23 protein-coding genes and 1 tRNA gene are annotated in these 24,698 nt (G+C 61.5%); 6 read left to right on the plus strand and 18 right to left on the minus strand.

Annotated elements, in window-relative coordinates:
• The first annotated feature begins 42 nt into the window (after positions 1-42).
• The 4 genes from INT40_RS08590 to INT40_RS08605 all read left to right on the plus strand — a co-directional run bounded on the left by INT40_RS08590 (position 43) and on the right by INT40_RS08605 (position 3,709).
• Positions 43-1,161, plus strand: coding sequence for a tyrosine-type recombinase/integrase (locus INT40_RS08590; protein ID WP_096177902.1), 1,119 nt, complete (start codon positions 43-45; stop codon positions 1,159-1,161).
• The gene (locus INT40_RS08595) at positions 1,158-1,514 is read left to right on the plus strand and encodes a helix-turn-helix domain-containing protein (RefSeq protein ID WP_096177844.1); all 357 of its coding nucleotides are present in this window, start codon (positions 1,158-1,160) and stop codon (positions 1,512-1,514) included. The genes INT40_RS08590 and INT40_RS08595 overlap by 4 nt, the downstream gene beginning before the upstream one ends.
• 75 nt (positions 1,515-1,589) lie before the next feature.
• A complete protein-coding gene (locus INT40_RS08600; RefSeq protein WP_193095926.1) occupies positions 1,590-2,216 on the plus strand; it encodes a histidine phosphatase family protein in 627 nt (208 codons plus the stop codon).
• A 443-nt stretch (positions 2,217-2,659) separates the two neighbouring features.
• Positions 2,660-3,709, plus strand: a complete 1,050-nt coding sequence (locus tag INT40_RS08605; protein WP_135447951.1) for a hypothetical protein — start codon at positions 2,660-2,662, stop codon at positions 3,707-3,709.
• Positions 3,710-3,755: 46 nt separating this feature from the next.
• Here the strand turns inward: INT40_RS08605 and INT40_RS08610 are convergent, their stop codons facing one another.
• The 18 genes from INT40_RS08610 to INT40_RS08695 all read right to left on the minus strand — a co-directional run bounded on the left by INT40_RS08610 (position 3,756) and on the right by INT40_RS08695 (position 22,291).
• Positions 3,756-4,730 (minus strand): tyrosine recombinase XerC, encoded by a 975-nt coding sequence (locus tag INT40_RS08610; RefSeq protein WP_319021963.1) that lies wholly within the window; start codon positions 4,728-4,730, stop codon positions 3,756-3,758.
• 52 nt (positions 4,731-4,782) lie between these two features.
• Positions 4,783-6,039, minus strand: a complete 1,257-nt coding sequence (gene dprA, locus INT40_RS08615; RefSeq protein WP_193071723.1) for a DNA-processing protein DprA — start codon at positions 6,037-6,039, stop codon at positions 4,783-4,785.
• On the minus strand, positions 6,036-7,586 hold the full coding sequence (locus INT40_RS08620; RefSeq protein ID WP_193071724.1) for a YifB family Mg chelatase-like AAA ATPase: 1,551 nt from the start codon (positions 7,584-7,586) through the stop codon (positions 6,036-6,038). The genes dprA and INT40_RS08620 overlap by 4 nt, the downstream gene beginning before the upstream one ends.
• Positions 7,583-7,981 (minus strand): YraN family protein, encoded by a 399-nt coding sequence (locus INT40_RS08625; RefSeq protein ID WP_101571250.1) that lies wholly within the window; start codon positions 7,979-7,981, stop codon positions 7,583-7,585. The genes INT40_RS08620 and INT40_RS08625 overlap by 4 nt, the downstream gene beginning before the upstream one ends.
• A gap of 182 nt (positions 7,982-8,163) precedes the next feature.
• Complete coding sequence (locus INT40_RS08630; RefSeq protein WP_101571252.1) at positions 8,164-8,481, minus strand: DUF2469 domain-containing protein; 318 nt, start codon at positions 8,479-8,481, stop codon at positions 8,164-8,166.
• Positions 8,478-9,209 carry a ribonuclease HII gene (locus INT40_RS08635; protein ID WP_193071725.1) on the minus strand — a complete coding sequence of 244 codons (732 nt, stop codon included), beginning with the start codon at positions 9,207-9,209 and terminating at the stop codon, positions 8,478-8,480. The genes INT40_RS08630 and INT40_RS08635 overlap by 4 nt, the downstream gene beginning before the upstream one ends.
• Positions 9,209-9,913, minus strand: coding sequence for a signal peptidase I (lepB, locus tag INT40_RS08640; protein ID WP_101571257.1), 705 nt, complete (start codon positions 9,911-9,913; stop codon positions 9,209-9,211). Before lepB (INT40_RS08640) ends, INT40_RS08635 begins: the two co-directional genes overlap by 1 nt.
• Positions 9,914-10,123: 210 nt before the next feature.
• Positions 10,124-10,747 (minus strand): signal peptidase I, encoded by a 624-nt coding sequence (gene lepB, locus INT40_RS08645; RefSeq protein ID WP_193071726.1) that lies wholly within the window; start codon positions 10,745-10,747, stop codon positions 10,124-10,126.
• 33 nt (positions 10,748-10,780) lie between these two features.
• Positions 10,781-11,122, minus strand: coding sequence for a 50S ribosomal protein L19 (rplS, locus tag INT40_RS08650; RefSeq protein WP_193071727.1), 342 nt, complete (start codon positions 11,120-11,122; stop codon positions 10,781-10,783).
• 175 nt (positions 11,123-11,297) lie between these two features.
• Positions 11,298-12,128: a tRNA (guanosine(37)-N1)-methyltransferase TrmD gene (gene trmD / locus INT40_RS08655; protein WP_193095927.1), complete on the minus strand. Its 831-nt coding sequence runs from the start codon at positions 12,126-12,128 to the stop codon at positions 11,298-11,300.
• A gap of 8 nt (positions 12,129-12,136) precedes the next feature.
• Complete coding sequence (gene rimM, locus INT40_RS08660) at positions 12,137-12,637, minus strand: ribosome maturation factor RimM (protein WP_101571262.1); 501 nt, start codon at positions 12,635-12,637, stop codon at positions 12,137-12,139.
• A 226-nt stretch (positions 12,638-12,863) separates the two neighbouring features.
• On the minus strand, positions 12,864-13,094 hold the full coding sequence (locus INT40_RS08665; protein ID WP_009885102.1) for an RNA-binding protein: 231 nt from the start codon (positions 13,092-13,094) through the stop codon (positions 12,864-12,866).
• A gap of 2 nt (positions 13,095-13,096) precedes the next feature.
• Positions 13,097-13,525 (minus strand): 30S ribosomal protein S16, encoded by a 429-nt coding sequence (rpsP, locus tag INT40_RS08670; RefSeq protein WP_193071729.1) that lies wholly within the window; start codon positions 13,523-13,525, stop codon positions 13,097-13,099.
• 160 nt (positions 13,526-13,685) lie between these two features.
• Positions 13,686-15,299 (minus strand): signal recognition particle protein, encoded by a 1,614-nt coding sequence (ffh, locus tag INT40_RS08675; protein WP_193095928.1) that lies wholly within the window; start codon positions 15,297-15,299, stop codon positions 13,686-13,688.
• 133 nt (positions 15,300-15,432) lie between these two features.
• Positions 15,433-16,653: an ammonium transporter gene (locus tag INT40_RS08680; protein WP_193095929.1), complete on the minus strand. Its 1,221-nt coding sequence runs from the start codon at positions 16,651-16,653 to the stop codon at positions 15,433-15,435.
• 110 nt (positions 16,654-16,763) lie between these two features.
• Positions 16,764-17,906 carry a signal recognition particle-docking protein FtsY gene (gene ftsY, locus INT40_RS08685; RefSeq protein WP_193095930.1) on the minus strand — a complete coding sequence of 381 codons (1,143 nt, stop codon included), beginning with the start codon at positions 17,904-17,906 and terminating at the stop codon, positions 16,764-16,766.
• Between the two features lie 178 nt (positions 17,907-18,084).
• On the minus strand, positions 18,085-18,486 hold the full coding sequence (locus tag INT40_RS08690) for a hypothetical protein (protein WP_009885107.1): 402 nt from the start codon (positions 18,484-18,486) through the stop codon (positions 18,085-18,087).
• A 199-nt stretch (positions 18,487-18,685) separates the two neighbouring features.
• On the minus strand, positions 18,686-22,291 hold the full coding sequence (locus INT40_RS08695; RefSeq protein WP_193095931.1) for an AAA family ATPase: 3,606 nt from the start codon (positions 22,289-22,291) through the stop codon (positions 18,686-18,688).
• Between the two features lie 86 nt (positions 22,292-22,377).
• On the opposite strand from INT40_RS08695, the gene INT40_RS08700 reads away from it, so the two are divergent.
• Together INT40_RS08700 and INT40_RS08705 are read left to right on the plus strand one after the other, a co-directional pair.
• Positions 22,378-22,450 (plus strand) — tRNA-Asn (locus INT40_RS08700).
• A 270-nt stretch (positions 22,451-22,720) separates the two neighbouring features.
• Entirely contained in the window at positions 22,721-24,592 is a 1,872-nt protein-coding gene (locus INT40_RS08705; protein WP_226830988.1) for a BCCT family transporter, read from the plus strand.
• Positions 24,593-24,698 lie beyond the last annotated feature (106 nt).

A 24,698-nucleotide genomic window follows, 5' to 3' on the forward strand; every position in this document is an offset into this window, starting at 1 on the left:
AAGTTGCTAATCTCTACTTCAAATAGACGATTTGGAGTGTTGATGATGGATGTTCCTGGATCAGCCCAGTTGGTCCTCGTACCCGGTGTTCGCCACCTTAACGAACCAGAAGCTGTGTTCAACGCAATGGTGGCTGGGTGGCAGCGACAACTACGATCCCGATCCTTAAGTAACCAAACCGTGGACAGTCGAATCTCGTTGATCCACCGCTTCAACGAGTTCGCAGGATCCCACCCCTGGTCCTGGACCCCCGGTGATATGGAAGACTTCACGCTGTCGTTGATGTCGGGTTCTAAGAAGGCTGCGCCATCAACGATCCGTGGCTATCACTTTGTGATTCGTATGTTTTGCGACTATCTTCTCGACGGCCGCTACGGGTGGATTGAAGAGTGCCAGAAACGATTCGATCAGATCCCGTCGCAGGTTTGTCACGACTACAACACAGTCGCTCACACCACCGACTACGAGGGACGCCCGGGCCGCCGTCCATTTACTTACGACGAGATCCAGCACCTCTTCGACTTCCTCGATACCCGAGTCGAGCGTGTCAAAGCCTCGGGCCGTAAAGGCGCGTGGGCGGCGCTGCGCGACTCCCAAATCGTAAAAACGATCTATGCCTATGGACTACGCCGTCGCGAGGTCTGCATGCTTGACATTGCTGATCTGCGACCCAGTCCTGATATGCCTCAATGGGGAACGTACGGAGCAGTCCACGTCCGTTACGGCAAAGCTGTCCGCGGAGGAGTTCCTCGACGACGCACAGTTCACACAGTCCCTGAGTTCGATTGGGTCGTGACTGGACTGACCCAGTGGGTCGAACAAGCACGACCCCTGGTCCTCGGTACCGACGCTGAAAGAAGAGTTGAACTGTGGCCAACCGAACGCGGCGGACGCATTGACCCGAGAACCATGGACCTACGGTTCGCCTGGTTACGGCGCGAAGCCGAGCTACCAGACGAACTGACGCTTCACTGCCTTCGACATTCTTACGTCACCCACCTCATCGAATTCGGTTACCCCGAACGATTCGTCACCGAGCAAGTCGGCCACTCATATGCTTCGACTACTGCTATCTACACCTCAGTTTCAAACGACTTCAAGACCAAAACTTTGCAGGCTGCTCTCCGCCGGGTCTACAACAACGAAGAAGGGCAACAATGAATACAGCAAGCAACAAATTCCCGACACCAGGCCGGCAGGTTTCTCTGCAGTGGAATCTGCGTCAGGTCATGGCCTCTGCTGGCATGTTCAAGACCACAGACCTTGTCGAACCGCTTTCCGCACGAGGCGTCGATATCTCAAAGCAGATGATCCACAAAGTCGTCACTGGCACCCCTCAACGCATCAATGTTGAGCTGCTCGCTGCGCTCTGCGACATCTTGGACTGCACACCCAACGACCTCCTCGAACTGAATTATGACCAAAAGCCAGCGCCGCAGTCGCCCAGCGGTACTGCGGGCATCGGCGACCTCCGGCCAGTTCGATCCACTGTCCGACGCCCAGAGGGCCTATGACTGGACGCTATCGCTCTGTCAGGTAACTGCTAGCGCCCCTTGACCCACATTCCCCGTAACTGAAAGGCACAGGACATGCGCACAATCCACGTCGTCGCCCATCCCGAAGCAACACACCACGTGGAAAACTTGGTCGGTGGGTGGCATGACTCCGAACTCACACTCGCCGGACACAAAGCCGCCGTCGCGATTGCTCAAGCGTTGCGGTCGAAACTTCCGGAAAATACAACAGTCGACTTGTTCTCTTCGGACCTGAAACGCACGGCTCAGACAGCGGACCAAATATCCGCGATACTCCGGGCGCAGCCAGTACTGGATCGTAGGTTGCGTGAGAAATCGTATGGCGAAGGAGAAGGAAGGCCCCAATCATGGCTGGACAGTCGGTTCATTCCGCCACCGCGCACAGGTGATCGCCTGAACCATGACGAAGGCGTAGTGGGGGCGGAACCAAACCGTGTTTTCGCCCATCGTGTGTACGCCGCCATGGACGACATCTTGGCAAGCCCGACAGAACACCAAGTCATCGTGACGCACGGATACGCCCTCACGTTCGTTGTAGCCTCTTGGATCAAGATGCCACTCGAATCGCTGGGATACATCAATCTCCGTGCGCCTTCCGGAAGCATCACCACTCTCAGGGAAGACTATTTCTTCCATAACCGACAGGTCGTCAGCTTGGGCGACACGTCTCACCTGACATGACTTCGTCGACACAGAAAACCCGTCTCAGTCCTTGCATCGACTGTGGCCGCACCGATACACCGATCGACCAACGCATCACCGGATGGCAAATGTGTCGACCTTGCACGAAACGCCGTCGCAATCATCCAGCCCCATGCCCATCCTGCGGCCTGGTCCGTGTGCTCGCTCTCCCATTGGGTAAACAAGCCGTGTGCACCACTTGTGCGGGAGCACCACCGCTCTTTGAATGTCCCAATTGTGGGGAGGAATCTCACCCTTATGGCAAGGTGTGCGCCCGGTGCACACTGGCGACCCGCGCCACCGAGCTCCTGACCGATCCAGCCACAGGCCACCTCAATCAACAGTTGCGACCGTTGCTTGACTACTGGATCAATTCAGTTGACCCGCGCACCCCACTACGCTGGGTCTCCCAGTCCCAAGCGAGCACCGATCTCCTGAGACAAATGGCCTGCGGGCAGTCGTCTATCAGCCATACTGCTTTCCGGCAATTGCCACCGACGAAGCCCAATGACTACCTGCGCAATCTGCTTGTCTCGATCGGGATCCTCGGCCCGTGGGAACCACATGTCGACCGTTTCATCTCGTGGCTCGACACCGAAATCGCCCCGAGACTGGAAACCGAGTGTGCCTTCACCATCAACAGCTATGCCCGATGGCACATCCTGCGCAACCTCCACCGCCATGCGAGCAACGGAACACTGACGCAGGCGGTTGCGAATTCTGCTCGTATCCGGGTTCGCGCAGCAATTGAATTCTGCGAGCTGCTAGCTCGTCGTGGAGTCTCTATTGAAGATGCCACACAGGTCGACCTCGAAGAACTCATCAGCAACTCTCCCGGCTATAACCGAACCAAAACGATTGCTTCATTCATCGCTTGGGCCAGAAAGACTCGAGTCAATAGAAACTTGACCGCGTCTGGTGAGCCGTGGCCGAATGCAACTGTCACTATCAGCACTGAGCAACACTGGTCCGATGTCGAGCGACTTCTGAACGAGGACCACCATCCTGCTCATATTCGTTTGGCCGGGCTCTTCACCCTCCTGTTTGCTCAACCCCTCAATCGCATTGTGGCAATGAGGCTTCAGCAGATCCATGTCACCGAAACCGACGTGTTGGTCACTTTCGCCAATGACCCGATTGAAATGCCACCCATTCTTGACGACCTACTACGGAACTACCTGACTACCCGTGCAGAAAGGCTGGTCGAGACCAGCGATCCGGGATGGCTCTTCCCCGGGGGCCAGCCCGGTCGTCATCTCGTTACCGAGGTGTTCCGCCGGGACCTTACCGCGATCGGGATTAAGCCGTACGAGAGTCGAAAGGCTTCCATGTTTCACCTCGCAGCCAGAATTCCTGCACCCGTGCTTGCTGGGCTGCTCGGGATCACCGATAGGAACGCGGCGGCATGGGCCAAGTTAGCCGGCCGCGACTGGAGTGCATATATCCAGCACCGTGATCAGGCAGGCCAAAAAGGAGAAACTCATGCAATCTGAATATGACACCCCACCGGTACGAAAGTGATGACATTGCCGGGTGTGGTCAGGCCCGAGGGTGTGCCTGCCGATAGGTCTCCTGCAGTCGCTGCATCGAGACATGGGTGTAGATCTGCGTGCTGCTCATGGTCGAATGCCCCAGGAACTCTTGGATCTGTCGCAGATCCGCTCCCCCGTCGAGCATGTGGGTAGCCGCCGAATGCCTGAGCCCGTGCGGGCCGATATCCGGTGCGCTGGGGTCATCGGCGCCGTACTTATGGACGAGCTCTCTCACCTGTCTGGCTCCGATGCGACCGCCTCTGACGCCGAGGAAGAGCGCATCACCGCTGCCGCCGGAGGCGAACGTCTGCCGCAGGTTCAGCCACTGCTGCAGCGCCGACTGGGCGGGTTTCCCGAACGGGACGCGTCGTTCCTTGTTGCCCTTGCCCAGGACGGTGATCATCGAGCGCTGGTAGTCTACGTCGCTGCGGTTCAGTCCGGTCAGTTCCGATACACGCACCGCCGTGGCATAGAGCATCTCCAGGATGGCTGCGTCCCTGGCCCACTTGGCTGCTTCGATGGGATCGCTGTCCTCCGCCTCAGCGTGAGCAGGACGCCCCCGGGATACGAGATCGGCTGCCTGCTGAGGTTTGAGTACGGTGGGAAGACGCGATTCCTTCTTCGGAGTCCGCAGCCGCGCCGCCGGATTGTTCGTCAGCCCGTGCCGGTTCACGCAGTAGGCGAAGAAGGACTTCACGGCTGCGATCTTCCGAGCCACGGTGGACTTCGCTGCTCCGGCGTCATCGAGGGTGATGAGCCACGAACGCAGGTCGTTGAGATCAATGTCGTCCACCCCGAACTCAGCGGTTCGGACCCCGGCGTCCGTGGTCGTGGACTGGGCCGCTCGAGAGTGAGCCGCATGGTCGAAGAATTCGGTGACATCTGCGATGTAGGCCCGCGAGGTGTGGGCGGAGACGTCGCGCGATCTCAGGTGGTCGGCATAGCCGGACACCACCTCGGCGATGGTCATCGATTGGGTCACAACCTCAGGTTACGCGATCGGCCGAGCCTGACGGTGGACCTACGGAGTGGATCTAGGCCGGTCTGCGCAGTTTGATCCAGCCGGAATCGCGACGAGCACTCAGACCGGCCAGTTCGAGGACGGCGAGCGCAGAGAGAGTGTTCGGCACGGTCAGTCCGGCTCGTGCTGCCACAGTTCCGACATCCAGAGCCTTGGTCGCCGAGAGGACGTTGACACAGATCTTCTCTCGCTCGGCGAGGTCATCGATCGGATCTGCCGGTACGCGCTTTCGGCTGCTGGTTTGGAGGCTTGAGGTGCCGGCAGGAAGACTTGAGTCCTCTGACGAGGGGCTTCGGTTGTCGAACAGTGTGGGTTCCCCACTTTTGGTGAGTTCGATGACGTCCTCGCAGCTGGTCACCAATTCCGCTTCATGATCTCGGATGAGTCTGTGGGTTCCCGTCGATGATGCCGAATACACGGATCCGGGGAATGCCGCGACTTCACGGGAGAGCTCGAGGGCGTGTCGAGCAGTGTTGAGGGCTCCGCTGCGCCAGCCTGCTTCGACGATGACGGTGACCTGGGACGAGGCGGCGATCAGCCGGTTGCGGAGCAGGAAGCGGTGTCGCATCGGAGTCATCCCGGGAGCGGTTTCGGACACGATCGCACCTTGTTCGAGTATCTGATGGAACAGTTCGGTGTTCGCGACCGGATAGAAACGGTCGACTCCCCCAGCCATGAACGCGATCGTGGTGCCTTCTCGGGCGATGGCTGCTCGATGGGCGGCCGCATCGATGCCGAAGGCTCCCCCGGAGACGATGGTCAGCCCTCTCGCGGCCAGGTCCCAAGCAAGATCTGAGGCACATTTGGTGCCGTAGTTGCTGGCAGCGCGTGCCCCGACGATGGCGACCGCACGCTTTAATGCTGCGTTCAACTTCGCCTCGCCCCGGACCCACAGTCCCAGTGGTGCCGCCGGCCCCAGGTCACTGAGCGAAGCCGGCCATTCGTCGTCACTGGGAATGACGAGTCGCCCACCCAGTCTGTGCACGGCTTCGAGGTCGCGATGCCCCTGCGCGTCCTCGCCCCGCACTGCCCACCGGTCGAAAGCCTCTCCCAGCTGCCCGCCGCCGGCCACCGCGGCCACAAACGACGACAGACTCTCCGCGGCCTCGGCTGCTGACGATCTTCCGGCCGCCACCGCCCGAATCAGTTCAAGGACGGCGATCGGACCAACCTCGTTCACGAGTCCGGTGAGCAGTCCGTCGCCTGGTTCTCCGATCCTCAGCAGGGCAGCGATCGCCGCGCGAGTGTCTCTATTGCCTTCGTCGTTCATGAGTCTTGGGTCCTCAGCGCCAGAGCCGTCGTGATCTTGTCCGGTGTGGGCGCCTCTGTCCCTTCAAGATCTGCCAGGGTCGTTGCCACCCTCAGCACTCGGTCGTATCCGCGCATGGTGATCCTTCCTGTGTCGAGCGCACGGTCTAGGTCGCGCAGACTGTGCGGGCTCAGGGAGAAATGCTCACGCAGCCAGGCCCCGGGGGCGTTCGAGTTCAGCGTCCAGTCACAGTCGACGTATCGGTCGGCCTGTCTCTGCCTGGCAAGCCTGACTCTCCCAGCGACTGCAGCACTGTCTTCCTGTGCCCCGCCGAGGCGAATGTCTGCTGGGGAGACGGGGAACAGTTCGAGTTGCAGGTCGACTCGGTCCAGCAGGGGGCCGGAGAGCCTGTTGCGGTAGCGACGTTTGTCCATCGGCGTGCATCGACACGTGGATTCGGCTCCGCGCATCCCGGCTCCGCAGGGGCATGGGTTCGCCGCCATCACCAATTGGAACGATGCAGGAAGGACCATGGATCCCCAGGCCCGGTGGATGTGGACCTGTCGAGCCTCCATCGGCTGACGTAGTGCTTCGAGTACATCCCGTGAGAACTCGGGTGCTTCGTCCATGAACAAAACGCCTCGGTGGGCTCTGCTGAGAATTCCTATCGACCCCGGTCTGCGTCCGCCGATGAGCGCCGAGGCTGTGCTGCGATGGTGGGGCGCTTCGAATGGGGGCCGATGGTCAAGGCCTTCGCCGATGGGCAGCTCTCCGCGCAGGGAACGCACCGCCGCCACCTCGACGGCTTGTGGGTCATCCAACGGTGGGAGTATCCCCGGCAGGCACTGCGCCAGCAGCGTCTTCCCCGCTCCCGGTGTGCCTCGCATCAGGAGATTGTGTCCACCGGCTGCAGCGACCTCGAGGCCGAAACGCGCTTCGGCCTGCCCTTGGACTTCGGCGAGGTCGTGACGTTGCGAGGTTTCTGGGTGGGCGGCTGCTGCATCGACGACGGGTGGCAGCTGCGGGACGTTGAGTGCTCCGCCATAGATGTTGATCAGTTCGGCCAAAGAGGAGATGGTCATGACCCTGGCACCGGCGAGCAGTGCTGATTCCTGACGGTTGCCCACGGGGACGACGAATCGGTCGAAACCTGCCTGAAGACCGCTGTGCAGGCTCGGCAGCACACCGTTGACGGGACGAATGCGTCCGTCGAGGCCGAGCTCACCACAGTGGATGATCGATTCCGTGTGCGTTTCGGTGATGATTCCTTGCGCCTTGAGCACGGCCACGGCGATACCCAGGTCGAATCCTGTCCCGACCTTCGGCACAGTGCCGGGAGTGAGGTTGATCGTCACATGCTGTGTGGCCACGGGGATGCCCAGATATGCGAGTGCGGCCCGAAGTCGTTTCCGCGATTCGCTGACCGAGGCGTCCGGCAGACCGACGATGTCGATACCGGGCAGACCAGCGCTGACGCAGGCTTCAATGGACACGATCTTGCCAGCCAGACCCCAGAGCGCCACGGCGGACGAGCGACCGATCACATTGAGCTTCGCCTCCTCGCTCATGAGTCGACCTGCAGATTGCGGCGGTGGGAGTAGGCGGGTTCTGGTTCCATTACGATGCCGAGGGCATCGATGCGGACGCTGGGGAAGAAGTCACTTTGTCCGCGCAGCCAGATGCCCGAGAGCATTCTGATCCGCTTCAGCTTCGCCCTGGTCACGGCCTCGAGCGGAGATCCGAGGGCGAAGGTTCTGCGGGTCTTCACCTCTACGAAGACGATGGTGTCACCGTCTCGGGCGATGATGTCGATCTCTCCCCGCGGGCACCTGAAGTTACGTTCGATGACGACCATTCCCTGCCGCTGCAGGAATTCAGCGGCCAGGTCCTCCCCTGTCTGACCCACAGCACGCTGACGCATCCCCGATGTCGTTGTGCTCCGTCTGCCCGATGTTGGTTCCATGACAGACAGACCACTACCGGCACTGCAAGCGTGGCAAGAGCACAAAATCGGCCTGTGGACGGCGCTTAGCCGTCCACAGGCCGATCACGTGCAAGTCAGGGTTCGGTCCACAGACGAAGTGTGTGCGAGTGGTTCTCTCGATTCAGGAACTCACGTACGGCAGCCACTGGTCGTCAGAGTTCTCAGCCCCTGATTGACGTCGGCGGTTCCAGATCGTTCTTCGCGATCTCCTCGATGTTGACGTCCTTGAAGGTCAGCACGTGCACGGTCTTGATGAAGCGTGCTGATCGGTAGCTGTCCCACACCCAAGCGTCGCGCAGCGTCAGTTCGAAATAGACGTCTCCGGCATCGTTGTGGGCCTTGAGGTCAACGTGGTTGGCCAAGTAGAAGCGCCGTTCGGTCTCTACAACGTAGGCGAAGAGTCCTACGACATCGCGATACTCCTTGTAGAGCTGCAGCTCCAGTTGAGCTTCGTAATCGTCCAGATCATCGGTGCTCATGACGATCCCTCCTTCGCATCGTGCGCCGTTTGCAGGCGGAAGCTTCTCCGGTGGTGAATGCTGGGGCCGAAATCGGCGATGCCCCGACGGTGTTTCATGGTTCCGTACCCGACATTCGACTCCCAACCATACTGGGGGTGAGCCTGCGCGAGTGCGATCATCTCCTCGTCTCGGTCCACTTTTGCCACAATACTTGCTGCGGCGATGACTGGGACGCTGCCGTCACCTTTGATCACAGTCCGCACCGGGGGCAGATCCAAGTCCGCTGCGGGCCCGAATATCCCCAGGCAGTCGAGCGTGAGTGGAGCTGAAAGCCAATCGTGTTTGCCGTCGAGGAGCACCATCGTCGACTGCGGGCAGACTGCTGCGCCGAAGAGCGTCACCAGCATGTCAGACAGTGCCCGACGCCCGGCCAGGTTCAGAGCCATGGTCATCCCGAGTTCGTCGAGTTCATTCGGCGTCGTCGACCCCACTGCTGTCGCCCGCGCCCACCCATTGACACGATCGGTCGCGGTTTGACGCGACAGCGCGCTCAACTGCTTCGAATCATGAATGCCCGCAGGCACCTCGGCGTCGGTGAGCTCTCTGAGGTCGAAGAGAGCAACTCCCACGCTGACCGGTCCGGCCAGCGCACCACGGCCGACCTCGTCGATGCCGATGACGAACTCATAGCCTTCTGCCAGCAGTGCGCGTTCGAGGCTGAGGTCCTGCAATCCGATCTGTGCCATCAGCTGCCGGTGATTCCCTCGGAGTCGGGGACATCGGCGAAGACCGCTTTCGGCGTGGACATCCAGCTGAAATGCTTAAACGGCCAGTTGATGAGGAAGACGGTGCCCACCACGTTGTCTTCGGGAACATAGGGCTGTGTGTCGACGTGATATCGGGAGTCTGCGGAGTTGCTGCGATTGTCTCCCATCACCCAGTAGTGGCCCTTGGGAACGGTGACCTTGAAGTCCATCTCGGAAGGAGCTGTGTCGGCGTCGAGGTAGGTCTCATCGATGGGTTCGCCGTTGACGAGGATCCGTCCCTGCGCATCGCAGCATTCGACGGTGTCGCCGCCGACGCCGATGACGCGTTTGATCAGCTGTTGGCCACCGTCTGCGGGAGCCAATCCGATGAATTCGAGGAGAGGGTTGGGCTGATATTCCGAGACTTCTTGAGGGCTCAGCCAATGGTCTGGGTCGTCGAAGACGATGATGTCACCACGGTTGGCCGGTCCGAAACGGGGCGCCATCTCATTGACAAGGACCCTGTCATCAATCTGCAGGGTCTCCATCATCGATCCTGAAGGAATGTAGAACGAGCGGACGACCCAGGTCTTGAGGGCGGTGGAGATGATAATGGCGACGAGGATGATCGCTGCGATCTCGAGCAGGCCACGGAGGAATCTCTTCGAGGCTGAAGGTGGGGAAGCTTCTGATTCGGTTGACATTCGTTCGCTTTCGCATCGGACCACAGGTTCCCCAGAGGGAATGAAATGAGCGTACCAGCACTCCGGAGCGCCACCTTTCAGCCGGCGATCATCTCGGCTGCCCAGATCGGCCACCCAGGTCGGCCACTAAGATCCGCGTGCCAGATCCGCGTGCCAGATCCGCGTGCCAGATCAGCGCGCCAGGTCAGCCGGCCAAGTCAGCGCGGCAGATCAGTCGATCGAGGAGCCATGGCCGATCACTGGTCCGATGACTCGGTCAAGGGGGATGAACCCGCCGCCTGGTTTGCCCATCAGTGCACGCGAGTCGGCGGAGTTGTTCCGGTTGTCGCCCATCACCCACATGGTGTCTGCAGGGATTTCGATCGAGAACTCAGTGGCTGAGGCCGGTTGCGGAGCATAATCCTCTGCAAGAGGTTCGTCGTTGAGCAGCATCCGGCCCTGCGCGTCGCAGCATCGGAGGGTGTCTCCACCGAGCGCGATGACGCGTTTGACGTAGTAGACGTCTCGATTTCCGATCCCAACCCATGACCCCACCTTCTGCAGCGGGGTCGGCAGCGCATCGTCAACGAAGGAGCCTCGACCGTCGAAGACGACGATGTCTCCGCGTTGGATATCAGACGTCAGCGCGTCGGGACGCCACACGGTGATGTCATCGCCGACGTTGAGGGTCGGTTCCATCGATGCGCTAGGGATCGTGAACCGTTGGATGACGAACCCGCGTACCGACCCGCCGATGACGATGATGAGGATCGCAATGACGGCGACGATCTTCCAGAAGCGGCCAGAGTACAGAAAACGCGACCCGAAGGTCGCGTTTTCTTGATTCTTCGGCACAGCGTGATCATTGCCCACAGTGCCAGGCAATAATCAGGCCTTTTCGCGGATGCGTGCAGCCTTGCCGCGCAGGTCGCGCAGGTAGTACAGCTTCGCGCGACGAACGTCACCGCGTGCGAGGACTTCGAGCTTCTCGACGATGGGCGAGTGCACTGGGAACGTGCGCTCGACACCGACGCCGAAGCTGATCTTACGAGCGGTGAAGGTCTCGCGGATTCCGTCGCCCTGGCGACGGATGACGATTCCCTTGAACACCTGAATACGCGAACGCGATCCTTCGATCACGCGAACGTGAACGTTGAGGGTGTCGCCTGGGCGGAACTCAGGAACATCAGACTTTATCGAGGCTGCATCAACAACATCAAGCTTCTGCATTGTGTTTCTCCATGTATCCCCAGCTTCAGGTCGAGGACACGCATATCGGACCGGTTGAACCGGTGATTGGATCGTCTGTCGGGATCACTCCCCGAAATTCTCCGATGTCGACATCGGAGAACAGTTCTGGGCATCCATCCCCCTGAAGCAGGTGAATGCCAACAAACGCGACGACCTATTCTTTCACGGATTCGTCTCCGGACTCAAACCGGTCCAGAACGCTTCGATCGTGCTTATCCAGATCGTGGAGTTCGGCGAGCAGATCGGGTCTGATCTCGGCCGTGCGCTCGAGTCTCCAGTCCCGTCGCCACCGTGCGATCGCACCGTGATTTCCACTGAGTAGGATTTCGGGCACGTCCCGGTCTCTCCAGCTGGCGGGCTTCGTGTAGATCGGGTATTCGAGGAGGCCGTCTTCATGGCTTTCCTCTGTCAGGGACTCGGGGTTGCCGATGACTCCGGGGATGAGGCGGCTGACCGCTTCGATCATCACCATCGAGGCGACCTCTCCCCCATTGAGCACATAGTCTCCGATGCTCATGGGTCGCAGATCGAAATGTTGAGCCGACCAGTCGATGACGCGCTGATCGATCCCTTCGTATCGTCCGCATGCGAACACCAGGTGGTCGGCGTTGGAGAGCTCCTCGGCGATGCGCTGGTTGAACACGGGGCCGGCAGGGCTGGGCACGATGAGGATCGGCTTCCCGTTACCAGCGGGCTCGCCTTCAGCAGAGTTCCCGCTGACTGTGTGCTCCTCGCCGCGGACAGTCTCAGGTGATTTCCCGCCGAGGATGTGCTCGAGTGCCAGCGCCCACGGCTCGGCCTTCATCACCATGCCGGCTCCTCCGCCATACGGTGAGTCATCGACGGTGTTGTGTCGGTCGAAGGTGAAGTCACGCAGATCATGCACGCTCAAGTCCAGCAGTCCCTGGTCGACAGCCTTGCCGATGAGGGAAAGCTGGAGTCCGGCCAGGTACTCCGGGAAGATGGAGACGACGTCTATCTTCATGCCTGTGCTCACGAGGCGTCGAAGAGACCAGCCGGAGGCGTGACTCTGACCCATCCGGCCTCAACATCGACCTCGGGCACGATCTCGGTGACGAATGGAATGAGCGCCTGATGACCGTCGACGTGCTTCATATGGAGCAGGTCCTGGGCAGTGCCGTTCGTGACGTCGACGATCTCGCCGACCTGTGTCTCGCCTTCGAGGACTCTCAGCCCGATGAGGTCTTCGAGGTACCAGGCATCGTCTTCGACCTCGTCCTCATCCAGGTCACTGAGGATCAGGGTGTTGCGGATCGCCTCGGCCCGGTTCCGATCGGGAACCTCGTCGAAGGTCAGCAGCAGACGGTCCCGGTGCCACCTCGCCGTCGCCAGCGTCAGCTCGCCGATATCGGGATCGGTCGTGTAGGTCTGGCCGGGGACGAGTCGTTCATCCGGCCTGTCGGTACGCACCTCGACGGTGAATTCGCCTTTGATGCCGTGCGGTTTGCCCAACCGGGCGATCACCGTGTCCATGCTGCTCCTCGTGTTCATGAAAGTACTCAAGCTCGTGCGTGTGATGATGCGTGTGACCGTGCAGATGCGGGTACGCATTCACTTCAAGCACACAGTTTAGTCCGCTGACTCGGTCATATCTGCCTCGCGCCCGGTTTGCACCGTGCAATATCACCGCCCGATCAGTGAATACAGGAAAGGGGGACCCGGCGATGAAACGCCGGGTCCCCCTTTCCTGATGAAGGTGTTACGCCTCGATGAGGTCCACTCGCACCGACTCACGGCCGGCAAGAGAGTTGATCACGGTACGCAGAGCCTTTGCGGTTCTCCCCGCGCGACCGATGACACGACCGAGGTCTTCCGGGTGAACCCGAACCTCGAGCGTGGTCCCGCGCTGTGACGAGCGGGATCGAACAGCAACATCGTCTGGATGATCGACGATGCCGCGGACCAGGTGTTCGAGCGAATCAGCCAACATGATCAGGCTTCAGCGCTCTCTTCGGAGGCAGCAGGAGCTGCTTCTTCGGCAGGTGCTTCCGCAGCCTTGTCCGAACCCTTAGGAGTGATGGCTTCCTTGATCACGGATCCGGCAGCAGGAGCCACGAAGGCTTCCTTCTCCGGCTGCGGCTTCACAGTGTTCACTGCTTCGCCGATGCCGGTGTGCTTCTGCCAGTCACCTGTGAGCTTCAGGAGTGTGCGAACCTGATCGGTCGGCTGAGCACCGACGGAGAGCCAGTGCTGTGCACGCTCCGAATCGATCTCGATGACCGATGGGTTGCGGGTCGGGTGGTAGATGCCGATCTGTTCGATGGCCTTACCATCGCGACGTGTGCGCGAATCGGCCACGACAACGCGGTAGAACGGTGCACGGATTTTGCCCATGCGGGTCAAGCGAATTTTGACTGCCACTTTAGTGGTGTCTCCTTTTGTCTTTATGTTGCACAGAGGTTCCAGAAGAATCGTGGGGTTGACCTGTCGGAGTCTGTGACCTGGACTATCACCTCAACGCGGAAGAGAGGGCCCGCGTCGGAAGCAAAAGTACAAGACTCAATTGTGCCAGAAAGCCGTACTACTTTCCACCTGGGAACATCCCGCCGAAGCCCTTCGGCAGGTTCTTCATATCGAAGTCTTCTTCACCGTCGAGATCGACTCCCCCGAAGGCCGAGCCGACGGGGTCCTTCGTCTTGCCGGCCTTCTTGTCCTCAAGCGCCTGCGCCTGCTGCGCACGCTTGGCGGGGTTGCCCGACTGACCGCCCTTGCGGCCCTTCTTCTTGCCCACAGCCTTCTTCTTACGGTTACCGCCGCCGGGCACTGAGCCCATTCCAGGCATACCGCCCATGCCCGGCATACCGCCGCCTCCGCCCATTCCGGGCATCCCGCCGCCACGAGTCATCCCACGCATCATCTTCTGCGCCTGAGTGAAACGCTCCATCAGCTGGTTGACCGCGGTCACCGTGGTGCCGGCGCCCTTGGCGATGCGTGCCCGGCGTGATCCGTTGAGGATCTTCGGGTTGGTGCGCTCTGCCGGAGTCATCGATCGCACAATGGCTTCGACGCGGTCGACTTCGCGTTCGTCGAAGTTCTCCAGCTGATCCTTGTACTGGCTCATGCCGGGCATCATGCCCAGCATCTTCTTCATCGAGCCCATCTTCTTCAGGCCCGACATCTGAGTCAGGAAGTCATTGAGGTCGAAGTCCTCACCGGCTTCGACCTTCTTCTGAAGCTTCGCGGTCTCCTTCTCGTCGAAGTTCTTCTCGGCCTGCTCGATGAGGGTGAGGATGTCACCCATATCGAGGATCCGGTCAGCCATCCGGTCGGGATGGAACTGTTCGAACTCCTTCATCGACTCACCGGTCGACGCGAACATGATCGGCTTTCCGGTCACCTCGGCGACGGACAGCGCGGCACCACCACGTGAGTCACCATCGAGCTTCGAGAGCACGACACCGGTGAAGTCAACGCCTTCGAGGAACGCCTCGGCGGTCTTCACCGCGTCCTGACCGATCATCGCATCGATGACGAACAGGACTTCGTCCGGGTTGACCGCGGAACGTATGTCAGCGGCCTGCTGCATGAGCTCTTCGTCGATGCCGAGACGACCGGCGGTGTCGACGATGACGACATCGTGAAGCTTGGACTTTGCGACCTCGAGGGAGTCGGTTGCCACCTGCACCGGATTGCCGACGCCGTTGCCGGGTTCTGGTGCGTAGACGAAGGCGCCCGCACGTTCGCCGACGATCTCGAGCTGATTGACGGCGTTGGGACGCTGCAGGTCAGCTGCAACGAGCATCGGACGGTGGCCTTCGGACTTCAGCCAGTACGCGAGCTTTCCGGCCAGTGTGGTCTTACCCGCACCCTGCAGACCGGCGAGCATGATCACCGTGGGCGGGCGCTTCGCATAGTTCAGGCGACGGGTCTCTCCGCCGAGGATGCCGACCAGTTCATCCTTGACGACCTTGACGACCTGCTGGCCCGGGTTGAGCGCACCCGAGACTTCTTCGGACAGCGCCCTCTCGCGGATGCGTCCGGTGAATGCACGGACGACGGGCAGGGCGACGTCGGCGTCCAGAAGAGCACGCCGGATCTCGCGGATGGTGGCATCCACATCGGCTTCGGACAGCCGGCCCTTGCCGCGCAAGTTCTTGAACGTCGCGGTGAGCCTGTCGGAAAGAGAATTAAACACGTACAAGCCTTCTTCACGATAATTGGTCGACTCCCTAGCCTAACAACTCACCGGTGTCCGACTGAAACCGGAGAAGCTGAGAATGCGCCCACAACCAGTCCCATCGAGACCGATTGTGGGCGCCGACGCTGGCTCAGCGGAAGGAGTAGGCCTGCTCCGCGTGCTCGAAGGCGTCGATGCCGGCAAGCTCGTCTCGCGGATCGATGCGCAGGCCCATGGTCTTGCGCAGCACGAGGGCAATGACCAGGGTGACGCCTCCTGCATAGACCAGAGCGACCACGGTGGCCGCGATCTGTGACACGAGCAGCCCTGGGCCTCCGCCGTGGAAGAGACCTGCCGCAGAGTTCGCGCTCGGGACGGCGAAGAGTCCGATCAGCACGGTACCGATGACCCCGGCGACCAGGTGAACGCCGACGACGTCGAGCGCATCGTCGTAGCGCAGACGATTCTTCGCCTCGACGGCCAGGACGGCGCCCGCGCCCGCAGCGATTCCGATGATGATCGTCGCATAGGGTTCGACATTCGCGCAGGCAGGGGTGATGGCCACCAAGCCGGCGATGGCGCCGGAGACGCTGCCGATGCTGCTGGGCCGGGTGGCACGGATCCGTTCGATTGCGATCCAGGTGACCAGTCCGGCGGCCGGTGCGATGAGAGTGTTGATCCAGATCAGGCCCGCCTGCTCGATCGTCGAGGCGGCTCCCCCGTTGAATCCGAACCACCCGAACCACAGCAGTGCAGCACCGAGGACGGTGATCGGAATGTTGTGAGGTTTGTGCGGTGTCGAGAAGCGGGCACGACGTCCCATCACGACGACCAGGACCAGTGCCGAAACGCCCGCGTTGATGTGCACGACGGTGCCGCCGGCGAAATCGATCGCGGTCCCCACGACGCTGCCGATCGCACCCTTTTCGCTGAGAAGCCCATCGCCCCAGACCATGAACGCCAGGGGACAGTAGACGAACGTGACCCACAGTGCGGCGAAGACCAACCAGGTGGAGAACTTCGCACGATCGGCCACAGCTCCGGCGATGAGTGCGATCGCAATCATCGCAAAGGTGGATCCATAGCCGATGGAAATCAGGGTCTCGGGCTGACTCGCGACCGCCTCGGCGAGGCCGATCTGCGAGAGCGGATTGCCCACCATCCCGGCCAGCGAATCACCGGAACTCAACCCATAGCCGAAGAGGACCCAGACGAGACCGGCCACGGCCATCGCGGAGAAGACCATCATCATCATGTTGATGCTCGAGGTGATTCGGGTCATTCCGCCGTAGAAGAAGGCGACCCCCGGTGTCATGAGCAGGACCAAGCCTGCCGCGATCATCATCCACACGCTTACCGCATCGAGTTCCATGCCGTCTCTTCCACGTCATTGCCGGCTCCGGTCGAGCCGAACAATGACAGTGTCTATGACACATGTCACCACGGTGAGTCAGTCATGTTTCCAGCGTGTGACACCCGGGTTCAGTCGAGGAGAGCGTCGACGAATCCCTCGGCGGTGAATGGCGCCAGATCGTCGGCACCTTCTCCGAGGCCGATGAGCTTGACCGGAACTCCGAGCTCACGCTGAACGGCGATGACGATTCCGCCCTTGGCAGTGCCGTCAAGTTTCGTCAGCACGATGCCGGTGATGTTGACCGCCTCGGCGAAGACCTTGGCCTGCTGCATGCCGTTCTGCCCGGTCGTGGCATCGAGGACGAGGAGCACCTCGTCGATCTCGTGTCCCTCACCCAAGGGACGCGTGGCCACACGCTTGACCTTGCCGAGCTGGTCCATCAGGCCGATCTTATTCTGCAGGCGTCCGGCGGTGTCGACGAGCACGACATCGGTGCTGTCCTGCTTGCCCCGTTCGACGGCAGAGTATGCAACGGAAGCAGGGTCGGCTCCTTCTTCACCGCGTACGGTCTCCACGCCGACGCGGTCGCCCCAGGTGGCCAGCTGTTCGGCCGCAGCAGCACGGAACGTATCGGCAGCACCCAGCAGCACACTCTGGCCTTCGGCGACGAGGACGCGAGCGATCTTACCCACGGTCGTCGTCTTGCCAGCACCGTTGACACCCACGACGAGCATCACAGTGGGGTCGCCGTCGGTGCCGGTGGCGGCCAGTTCACGATCCATAGAGGGATCGACGAGGTTGATGAGTTCTTCGCGCAGCAGTTCCCTGACCTGTTCCGGCTCACGGGTGCCGAGGACCTTGACGCGTCCGCGCAGACGGTCGACGAGTTCGGTGGTCGGATCGACTCCGACATCGGCGAGGATGAGAGTGTCCTCGATCTCCTCCCATGTCGATTCGTCGAGAGTGTCACGAGACAGCAGGCTGAGCAGTCCGCGTCCCAGGCCTGAGTTGGACTTCGCGAGGCGCTCGCGCAGGCGGACCAGTCGGTTCGCAGGTTCGGTGGGAACTTCGGAGCCGCGGGTGGCGGCCTTCTCCTTGGCGATGGCCTCGGAGGGCTCGCCGACCTCCCCTTCACCGGTGACATCGGCATCGATGCTGCGCTGATCCCGCAGACCCTTCCTCTTGGCGTTGACGCGCAGGGTGAAGCCCAGGCCGACGACCAGAATGAAGACGACGGCTGCGACGATGAGCAATACGATCGGCTGATCCATGGACGTACGTTCTCCTTTGATTACCTTCGTCGGCCCCACGCTCTCACGCGGCGACCGCCAGTTGAGGGTGCTGTGCGCCTGCCGTTGCACGCATCGGTTCCAGACCGGTGTCGCGTTCACGTGGCCCGCGCTCAGGCGCCCCACTGTCTCGGGGCACGTGGATGATGTTGTGTTCGGGTCAGGAACCTCGGCTGCCGAAGAGCAGACCGGCTGTGGTTCTCCACCCTGTGCCGGATTCCGGAATCTTCCAATGACGGGTGCGCGGCCTCACTGTCAGCAGTGATGGCGCGGCGTGCCGGCGCGGCTGCGGTCTGAGCACGTAGGAATGGTCTCGGATCGCGGTGACGGCGGCCTGTTCGCGAGTCGCCAGATGGGAGGTGCCATCATCATGTCCGAAGAATTCGTGGACCTCATCGTCATACCCGGTCCATTGGCCCGGCAGTCGAAACCGCTGCACATCGGATGAGTACTTCAGGCGGCCTTCGGCCCTCAACCCGGGCAGTGCGACGAGGAGGACGACGATGAGTGCCAACGCGAACGATACGGCGAGTCCGACGATGACGACGAGTACTGCATTCATGTTCTCGAGTCACCCCGTGAATCAGCCGACTCGGCCATGGACGTCTCGCTCCTCAAGCTTTTTGACAATGCTTCCCTGTCCCCAAGTCTATCGTCCAAACCCACAACATTTGTGTTCGGGGGCCGTGAGCCTGTTGGAGAATTCCCTGGGACTCCCCTGGACGTCTCTGCCGAATCGGTCTCTGGCGGGCGGTTGCCGCTCATGGAATCCGCTGCGAGATGACCTTCGACACACCATCACCATGCATCGTCACCCCGTAGAGCGCGTCGGCGATCTCCATCGTGCGCTTCTGGTGCGTGATGACGATGAGCTGAGAGGAGTCCTGGAGCTCCTCGAACACGGTCAGCAGGCGAGACAGGTTGAGATCGTCGAGTGCCGCCTCGACCTCGTCCATGACGTAGAACGGACTGGGCCTGGCCTTGAAGATCGCAACCAGCATGGCCACGGCGACCAGTGAGCGCTCACCGCCGGAGAGCAGGGACAGTCGTTTGACCTTCTTACCGGCGGGCCGGGCGTGGACATCGACGCCGGTCGTGAGCATGTCATTGGGATCGGTCAGGCTCAGGGATCCCTCGCCGCCGGGGAAGAGTCGGGAGAAGATGTCTTCGAATTCGCGAGCGGTGTCCGCATAGGCCTCCGAGAAGACGCGTTCGACGTGCCGGTCGACCTCATCGACGAGCTTCATCAGGTCTTTCCGGGAGGACTCGATGTCGGTGATCTGCTTTTCGAGGAACTGGTGTCGCTCCTTCAGCGCTTCGTATTCTTCGAGCGCCAGCGGGTTGACGGTTCCGATGCGCTTGAGGGCAGCGGTTGCCTGCTTGTGACGCTTCTCGACCTCGGCTCTCACGTAGGGTCGTTCTTCCTCGCTCTCGTCGAAGGCGGGCACAGGGGTATGCGGACCGTAGAGTTCGACCAGTCGTTCGAGCCCGAGGCCGGTCTCTTCCCCCGCCCGGTGCTCGATCTCTTCGAGCTTAAGTCGGAACCGTTCCTTTGCAAGTTCGGCTTCGGCCGCCATGTCCTTGAGTCGTTGGAGTTCTGTGCGCGTGGTGCCCAATTCTTCGCCGAGGTGGCCCTTCTCCTCGCGCAGCTGCCCGCGCTCCTCGACGAGGACCTGGATCTGGGAGCCGAGTTCGGACACCGTCGTCTCCGCGAGGGTGCTCGCGTTCTGTGCGGTCTCGACGATGAGCAGCGCCGAGGCGGCTGCTCTGTTCTTGCGCACAATCGTCCGCTGCGTCTGCTCACGTGCGGTCTCCTCCGCCGTTGCCTGACGCAGCAGGGAATCAACACGGTCGGAGAGGAACTGTGCCCGGTCCGTGGCTGCCTTGTGGCTGATCCGAGTCTCGATGACGTCTTCAGAGGACTGAGACACCTGCTGGCTGAGCTCGTCTCGGGCTGTGGTGTCGACGACCTCTTCGACGTCGTCTGCCCCGGCGAGTGCGGATTCGGCTGTGCGGGCCTCACTTTCGGCGGTCTCCAGCCGTGTCTTCAGTTCTACTTCGTTGTCTTTGGCCCGCTGCAGGCGAGTCTGGGCGGTGGTGATGTCGCCCGTGATTCGCGAGACCTCTTCCCCTGCGGCCATGATCGCCGCGTCCGAGGAATGCAGTTCTTCAAGGGCCGCGGCGGCCACTGTCTTCGCCTCGACGAGTTTCGCGTCGACCCGATCGATGTCGGCGTCGATGCGGCTCCGTGCCTGCTCCAGTTCGGTGATTGAGGTACGGGTCTCTTCGAGCGCGGTCTGTGAGGACAGACGGGTGCCCGAGGCGGTGCGGGCCCGACTGACCCGGGTGGCGGTGAGGATCTCACCGTGCACCGTGACGGCGGTGAGTTCGGGGTGGGCGTCGATGAGGGACAAGGCGCTGTCAGCGTCATCAACGCACACGACCGCCTCCAGCGCAGAGTTCAGAAGTTCGGTGAGTTCAGGGACGTCGCTGCTGACCACGTCGGAGAGCCACCGCGCGGCCGCCCCACCGTCCGCGGTCGGGCTGAGGGTGGGCAGGCTCTTCGACTCGCCGCTCCTACCGGCGATCCCACCAGCGGTCCCACCAGCGGTCCCACCAGCGGTCCCACCAGCGGTCCGACCTGTTCTCGTCCCGGCAGGGATCGTGAGGTGGACATTGGTGTCCTCGCCGAGGTGGTCGAGGACTGTCAGTGCCACCCGACCGGAGTCGACGAGCACACCGGAGACCGTGTTCGACAGGGCTGCCGCCACAGCCATTTCAAATCCGTTGGCCACGCTCAACCGTTCGGTCACGGCCGAGCCGACCCCTGGCAGATCGGCGTTGACGATATCTTCGAGGTCGGCTTCCAATGCGGTGCCCAGAGACAGGGCCTCCGCGCGGGCCTGGGCCGAGGCGAGTTCTGACGCGGTCTTCGCCTGCTGTGCTCGGAGCTCGTCGAGTTCGGTCTCCAACGCGGTCTGGGCGTCTTTCGCGGATTCGTATTCCGTGTCGAGTTCGCTCTCGCCTGCTTCCACGCCTTCCACAGCTGCCTCGGCGGTGCTCAGTTCTTCACGGCGTTCGGCGATACGGGCCGACGCGGTGTCGATCTCTGCCCGGTTGGATTCGATTCTGGAGGTGAGGTCGCTGATGCGCTCTCGCGCCTGGGTGCTCTTGGACTGCAGTGCCGAGCGGTTCTTGATCGCCTCGGTGATGGCCAACTGGGTCGCCTTGACCTCGTCTTCGGCCTTCTTCAACGCCAGTGCGAGTTCTTCTTTTCGCATCTGGCTGCGATCCAGTGCCACCGCGGATTCCTCCACTGTCTTCCGTGCGGCGCCGAGTTCCTGCTGGTGGTGCTCGGCTTGGGATCTCAGCTCTTCCGGCGACTTCGATTCCCGTCTGCCCAGGCTTGCAACCTCGGAGAGCAAGTGTGAGCGCTTGTCCTCGGCGCGCTGGGCAAGTCCTCTGGCCCGGACGATCTGGGTCTGTGTCCGCGATTCGGAGGTCCGCAGGTTCTCCAGCTCGGCATCAAGGGTTCCCAGACGTGTTTCGATCTCCTGCAATCGCGCCTCTGTGCGGGATCGCCGATGCTCGAGGTCACCGATCCGGTCATTGCCGTCTTCGCCCTCAACCGTGGAAGTCGAGGCCAGTGAGGCCTGCAGGCGCACGGTGTCATCAGCCAACAGCCGTGCTGCGGAATCGCGCAGTGTGGCTTGGACGGTGGCGGCTTTCTGAGCGGCCTCGGCCTGTCGCCCCAGCGGCCCCAACTGTCGATTGAGTTCAGTCCGCAGGTCGGACAGACGATCAAGGTTCGTCTGCAGACCGGTGAGCTTGCGGACGGCTTTGTCCTTGCGTCTGCGGTGTTTGAGGACGCCGGCGGCCTCTTCGATGAAGCTGCGGCGCTCGATCGGGTCGGCGTGCAGAATCGCGTCGAGGCGCCCCTGTCCCACGATGACGTGCATCTCTTTGCCCAGACCGGAGTCGTTGAGCAGTTCCTGGATGTCCAGCAGTCGTGCCGGTGTCCCGTTGACGGCGTATTCGCTGCCCCCGGTGCGAAACAGGGTGCGCGAGATCGTGACCTCGGTGTAGTCGACGGGAATGGCTCCGTCGGTGTTGTCGATGGTCAGGGCCACCTCGGCGCGGCCCAATGCCTGTCTCTTCGAGGTCCCGGCGAAGATGACGTCGTCCATCTTTCCGCCGCGCAGATTCTTCGCGCCCTGCTCTCCCATCACCCAGGACAAGGCGTCGACGACGTTGGACTTGCCGGAGCCGTTGGGGCCGACAACACAGGTGATGCCCGGCTCGAATTTGAGAGTCGTCGCCGAGGCAAAGGATTTGAATCCTCGCAGAGTCAGGCTTTTGAGATGCATTGTCCATCCAGCATATCGCGAAGGAGTTCCTGCAATACTCCGATCTTTTGATAGAGTGTTCCCTCGTGCGCCGAAATCGGCGCCTATCCTCCGTAGCTCAGTTGGCAGAGCATTCGACTGTTAATCGAAGGGTCGCTGGTTCGAGCCCAGCCGGAGGAGCGGATCGAGGCCTCGTCGTTAGCGACGAGGCCTCGTCCTTGCCCGGGCAGAATCAATCATCGTCGCACCGGCGAAAGCTCGGCCCGCCTCGCATCTCATCTGAGGAGATCATCGGTGTGAATCGACAGGAAACTGACAAATCGGGCTATTTCTAGGTAAGCACATCGTAATACCGCCCGATGACTATCAATGCCGTCCATGAACAGGAAGGAGCGCCGACTGGGAATGGTCGCGAACCTATTGCGGCCCAGCTGATCGGCTAGCGTCCCTATGAGCAGTGAATTAACTAAGACTCAGGAGCTGATCAAGCACCTGAAGAATCCGACCACCAAACAGAGGCCCCTGATTCGCCAGGGAGTCGACAAGGTGGTCTTCTTCACAGCCGGCATCCTCGCAGTTGCATTCGTTGTCTGGGGCTTCATCTCTCCAGAGAGCCTCGGTTCTGTCGCGGGCACTCTGCTGACCGGTGTCATGGACAACTTCGGCTGGCTCTTCGTCATCGCCGCCACGGTCTTCACGATCTTCGTCATCATCGTCGCCTTGTCCAAGTTCGGGCGCATCCCGCTGGGCAGGGACGATGAGAAGCCGCAGTTCAAGACTTCGTCGTGGATCTCGATGATGTTCGCCACCGGCATGGGCATCGGGTTGGTCTTCTCCGCTGTCGGTGAGCCGCTGTTCTTCTACATGTCTCCTCCCCCGGCGACCGTTGATGGTTCCACGGCGGAGGCGATGGGCACCTCGATGGGAACCACGCTCTTCCACTGGACCCTCTACCCCTGGGCCATGTATGCCATCGTCGGACTCGGCGTCGCCTACGGCTCCTTCCGTCTCGGTCGCTCCCAGCTGTTCTCCTCGATGTTCACCCCACTGTTCGGCGAGCGTGCCGTCAACGGCGCCGGCGGCAAGGTCATCAACATCCTCGCGATCCTCGCGACGCTCTTCGGCTCAGCCTGTTCGCTCGGTCTCGGCGCGATCCAGATCGGCGGCGGCATCGAATCGGCGGGCATCATGTCCCACGTCTCTTCGCCGATCCTCGTCATCATCATCGCAGTCCTCACAGCTGCCTTCGTCGCTTCGGCCGTGTCCGGTGTCGAGAAGGGCATCCAGTGGCTGTCGAACATCAACATGGTTCTCGCGATCATCGTCGCCCTCATCGTGTTCATCGGCGGGCCGACACTGTTCATCCTCAACGTGATCCCATCCTCGATCGGCTCGTTCATCGAGGATCTGCCCCAGATGGCCTCGCGCACCGCGGCCAACGGTCAGGGCGTCAATGAGTGGCTGTCCTCGTGGACGGTCTTCTACTGGGCCTGGTGGGTCTCCTGGTCGCCCTTCGTCGGCCTCTTCATCGCCCGTATCTCGCGCGGCCGCACCGTGCGTCAGTTCGTCACCGGCGTCCTCATCGTCCCTTCCGTCGTGTCGACCATTTGGTTCGCGATCTTCGGCGGCGGTGCCATCGGCATCCAGGAGCGTGCCGAACGCGGCGAAGGAACTGTCAAGGCACTGGCGAAGATCGTCGACGGTGAGCCGGACATCAACATGGACACGATCCTCTTCGACCTCCTCGGCGCGCTTCCGCTGCCGAACCTCATCGCCATCATCCTGATGATCGTCACGGTCATCCTGATCGCGATCTTCTTCGTCACCGGCGCCGACTCTGCCTCGATCGTCATGGGCACGCTCTCGGCCAACGGTCGCGAAGAGCCAGGACGAGGTCTTGTCCTGTTCTGGGGTGTGGCCACCGGTGCTGTGGCCGCGGTGATGCTCCTCGCCGGAGGTGATGACCCCGCCGAGGCGCTCGAAGGTCTGAAGAACATCACGATCGTGGCGGCATTGCCGTTCGTCATCGTCATGCTGCTGCTGTGTGTGGCGGTGTGGAAGGACCTGTCCCGAGATCCGCTGATCATCCAGGGGCAGCTGGCCGACCACATCCTCGAGCAGTCGGTCGCCACGGCCGTCGACGAGTACGACGGTGAGGTCTTCGGACTCGACACGTCCGAGTTGCCTGCCGAGGAGATCGCAGACGACGAAGGCACGACCTCCACCGACACCGAGGCGGGTGCTGAGTCTTCGTCGAAGGGTGATTCCTCGAAGTCCGGTGACACGTCCGGTGACGAGGGTTCCAAGTACCGCATGCGCTGATTAGTCGCAGAAACCGAGCCGAGGGCCGGGTATCACTCCGAGAGGAGCGGTACCCGGCCCTCGGCAATTCCCTGGGCTTCCTGCCCCAAGAGGGTCACCTTCGAGT

Source organism: Brevibacterium sp. FME17 (assembly GCF_014897515.1).
Taxonomy (GTDB): domain Bacteria; phylum Actinomycetota; class Actinomycetes; order Actinomycetales; family Brevibacteriaceae; genus Brevibacterium.

Excerpts from the sequence above, each read along its gene's own strand:
- INT40_RS08590 (WP_096177902.1), top strand. The coding sequence starts at position 43 with ATGATGGATGTTCCTGGATCAGCCCAGTTGGTCCTCGTACCCGGTGTT.
- INT40_RS08595 (WP_096177844.1), top strand. The coding sequence starts at position 1,158 with ATGAATACAGCAAGCAACAAATTCCCGACACCAGGCCGGCAGGTTTCT.
- INT40_RS08600 (WP_193095926.1), top strand. The coding sequence starts at position 1,590 with ATGCGCACAATCCACGTCGTCGCCCATCCCGAAGCAACACACCACGTG.
- INT40_RS08605 (WP_135447951.1), top strand. The coding sequence starts at position 2,660 with ATGGCCTGCGGGCAGTCGTCTATCAGCCATACTGCTTTCCGGCAATTG.
- dprA (WP_193071723.1), bottom strand. The coding sequence starts at position 6,039 with ATGAACGACGAAGGCAATAGAGACACTCGCGCGGCGATCGCTGCCCTG.
- INT40_RS08620 (WP_193071724.1), bottom strand. The coding sequence starts at position 7,586 with ATGAGCGAGGAGGCGAAGCTCAATGTGATCGGTCGCTCGTCCGCCGTG.
- INT40_RS08625 (WP_101571250.1), bottom strand. The coding sequence starts at position 7,981 with ATGGAACCAACATCGGGCAGACGGAGCACAACGACATCGGGGATGCGT.
- INT40_RS08630 (WP_101571252.1), bottom strand. The coding sequence starts at position 8,481 with ATGAGCACCGATGATCTGGACGATTACGAAGCTCAACTGGAGCTGCAG.
- INT40_RS08635 (WP_193071725.1), bottom strand. The coding sequence starts at position 9,209 with ATGGCACAGATCGGATTGCAGGACCTCAGCCTCGAACGCGCACTGCTG.
- lepB (WP_101571257.1), bottom strand. The coding sequence starts at position 9,913 with ATGTCAACCGAATCAGAAGCTTCCCCACCTTCAGCCTCGAAGAGATTC.
- rplS (WP_193071727.1), bottom strand. The coding sequence starts at position 11,122 with ATGCAGAAGCTTGATGTTGTTGATGCAGCCTCGATAAAGTCTGATGTT.
- trmD (WP_193095927.1), bottom strand. The coding sequence starts at position 12,128 with ATGAAGATAGACGTCGTCTCCATCTTCCCGGAGTACCTGGCCGGACTC.
- rimM (WP_101571262.1), bottom strand. The coding sequence starts at position 12,637 with ATGGACACGGTGATCGCCCGGTTGGGCAAACCGCACGGCATCAAAGGC.
- INT40_RS08665 (WP_009885102.1), bottom strand. The coding sequence starts at position 13,094 with ATGTTGGCTGATTCGCTCGAACACCTGGTCCGCGGCATCGTCGATCAT.
- INT40_RS08680 (WP_193095929.1), bottom strand. The coding sequence starts at position 16,653 with ATGGAACTCGATGCGGTAAGCGTGTGGATGATGATCGCGGCAGGCTTG.
- ftsY (WP_193095930.1), bottom strand. The coding sequence starts at position 17,906 with ATGGATCAGCCGATCGTATTGCTCATCGTCGCAGCCGTCGTCTTCATT.
- INT40_RS08690 (WP_009885107.1), bottom strand. The coding sequence starts at position 18,486 with ATGAATGCAGTACTCGTCGTCATCGTCGGACTCGCCGTATCGTTCGCG.
- INT40_RS08695 (WP_193095931.1), bottom strand. The coding sequence starts at position 22,291 with ATGCATCTCAAAAGCCTGACTCTGCGAGGATTCAAATCCTTTGCCTCG.
- INT40_RS08705 (WP_226830988.1), top strand. The coding sequence starts at position 22,721 with ATGAGCAGTGAATTAACTAAGACTCAGGAGCTGATCAAGCACCTGAAG.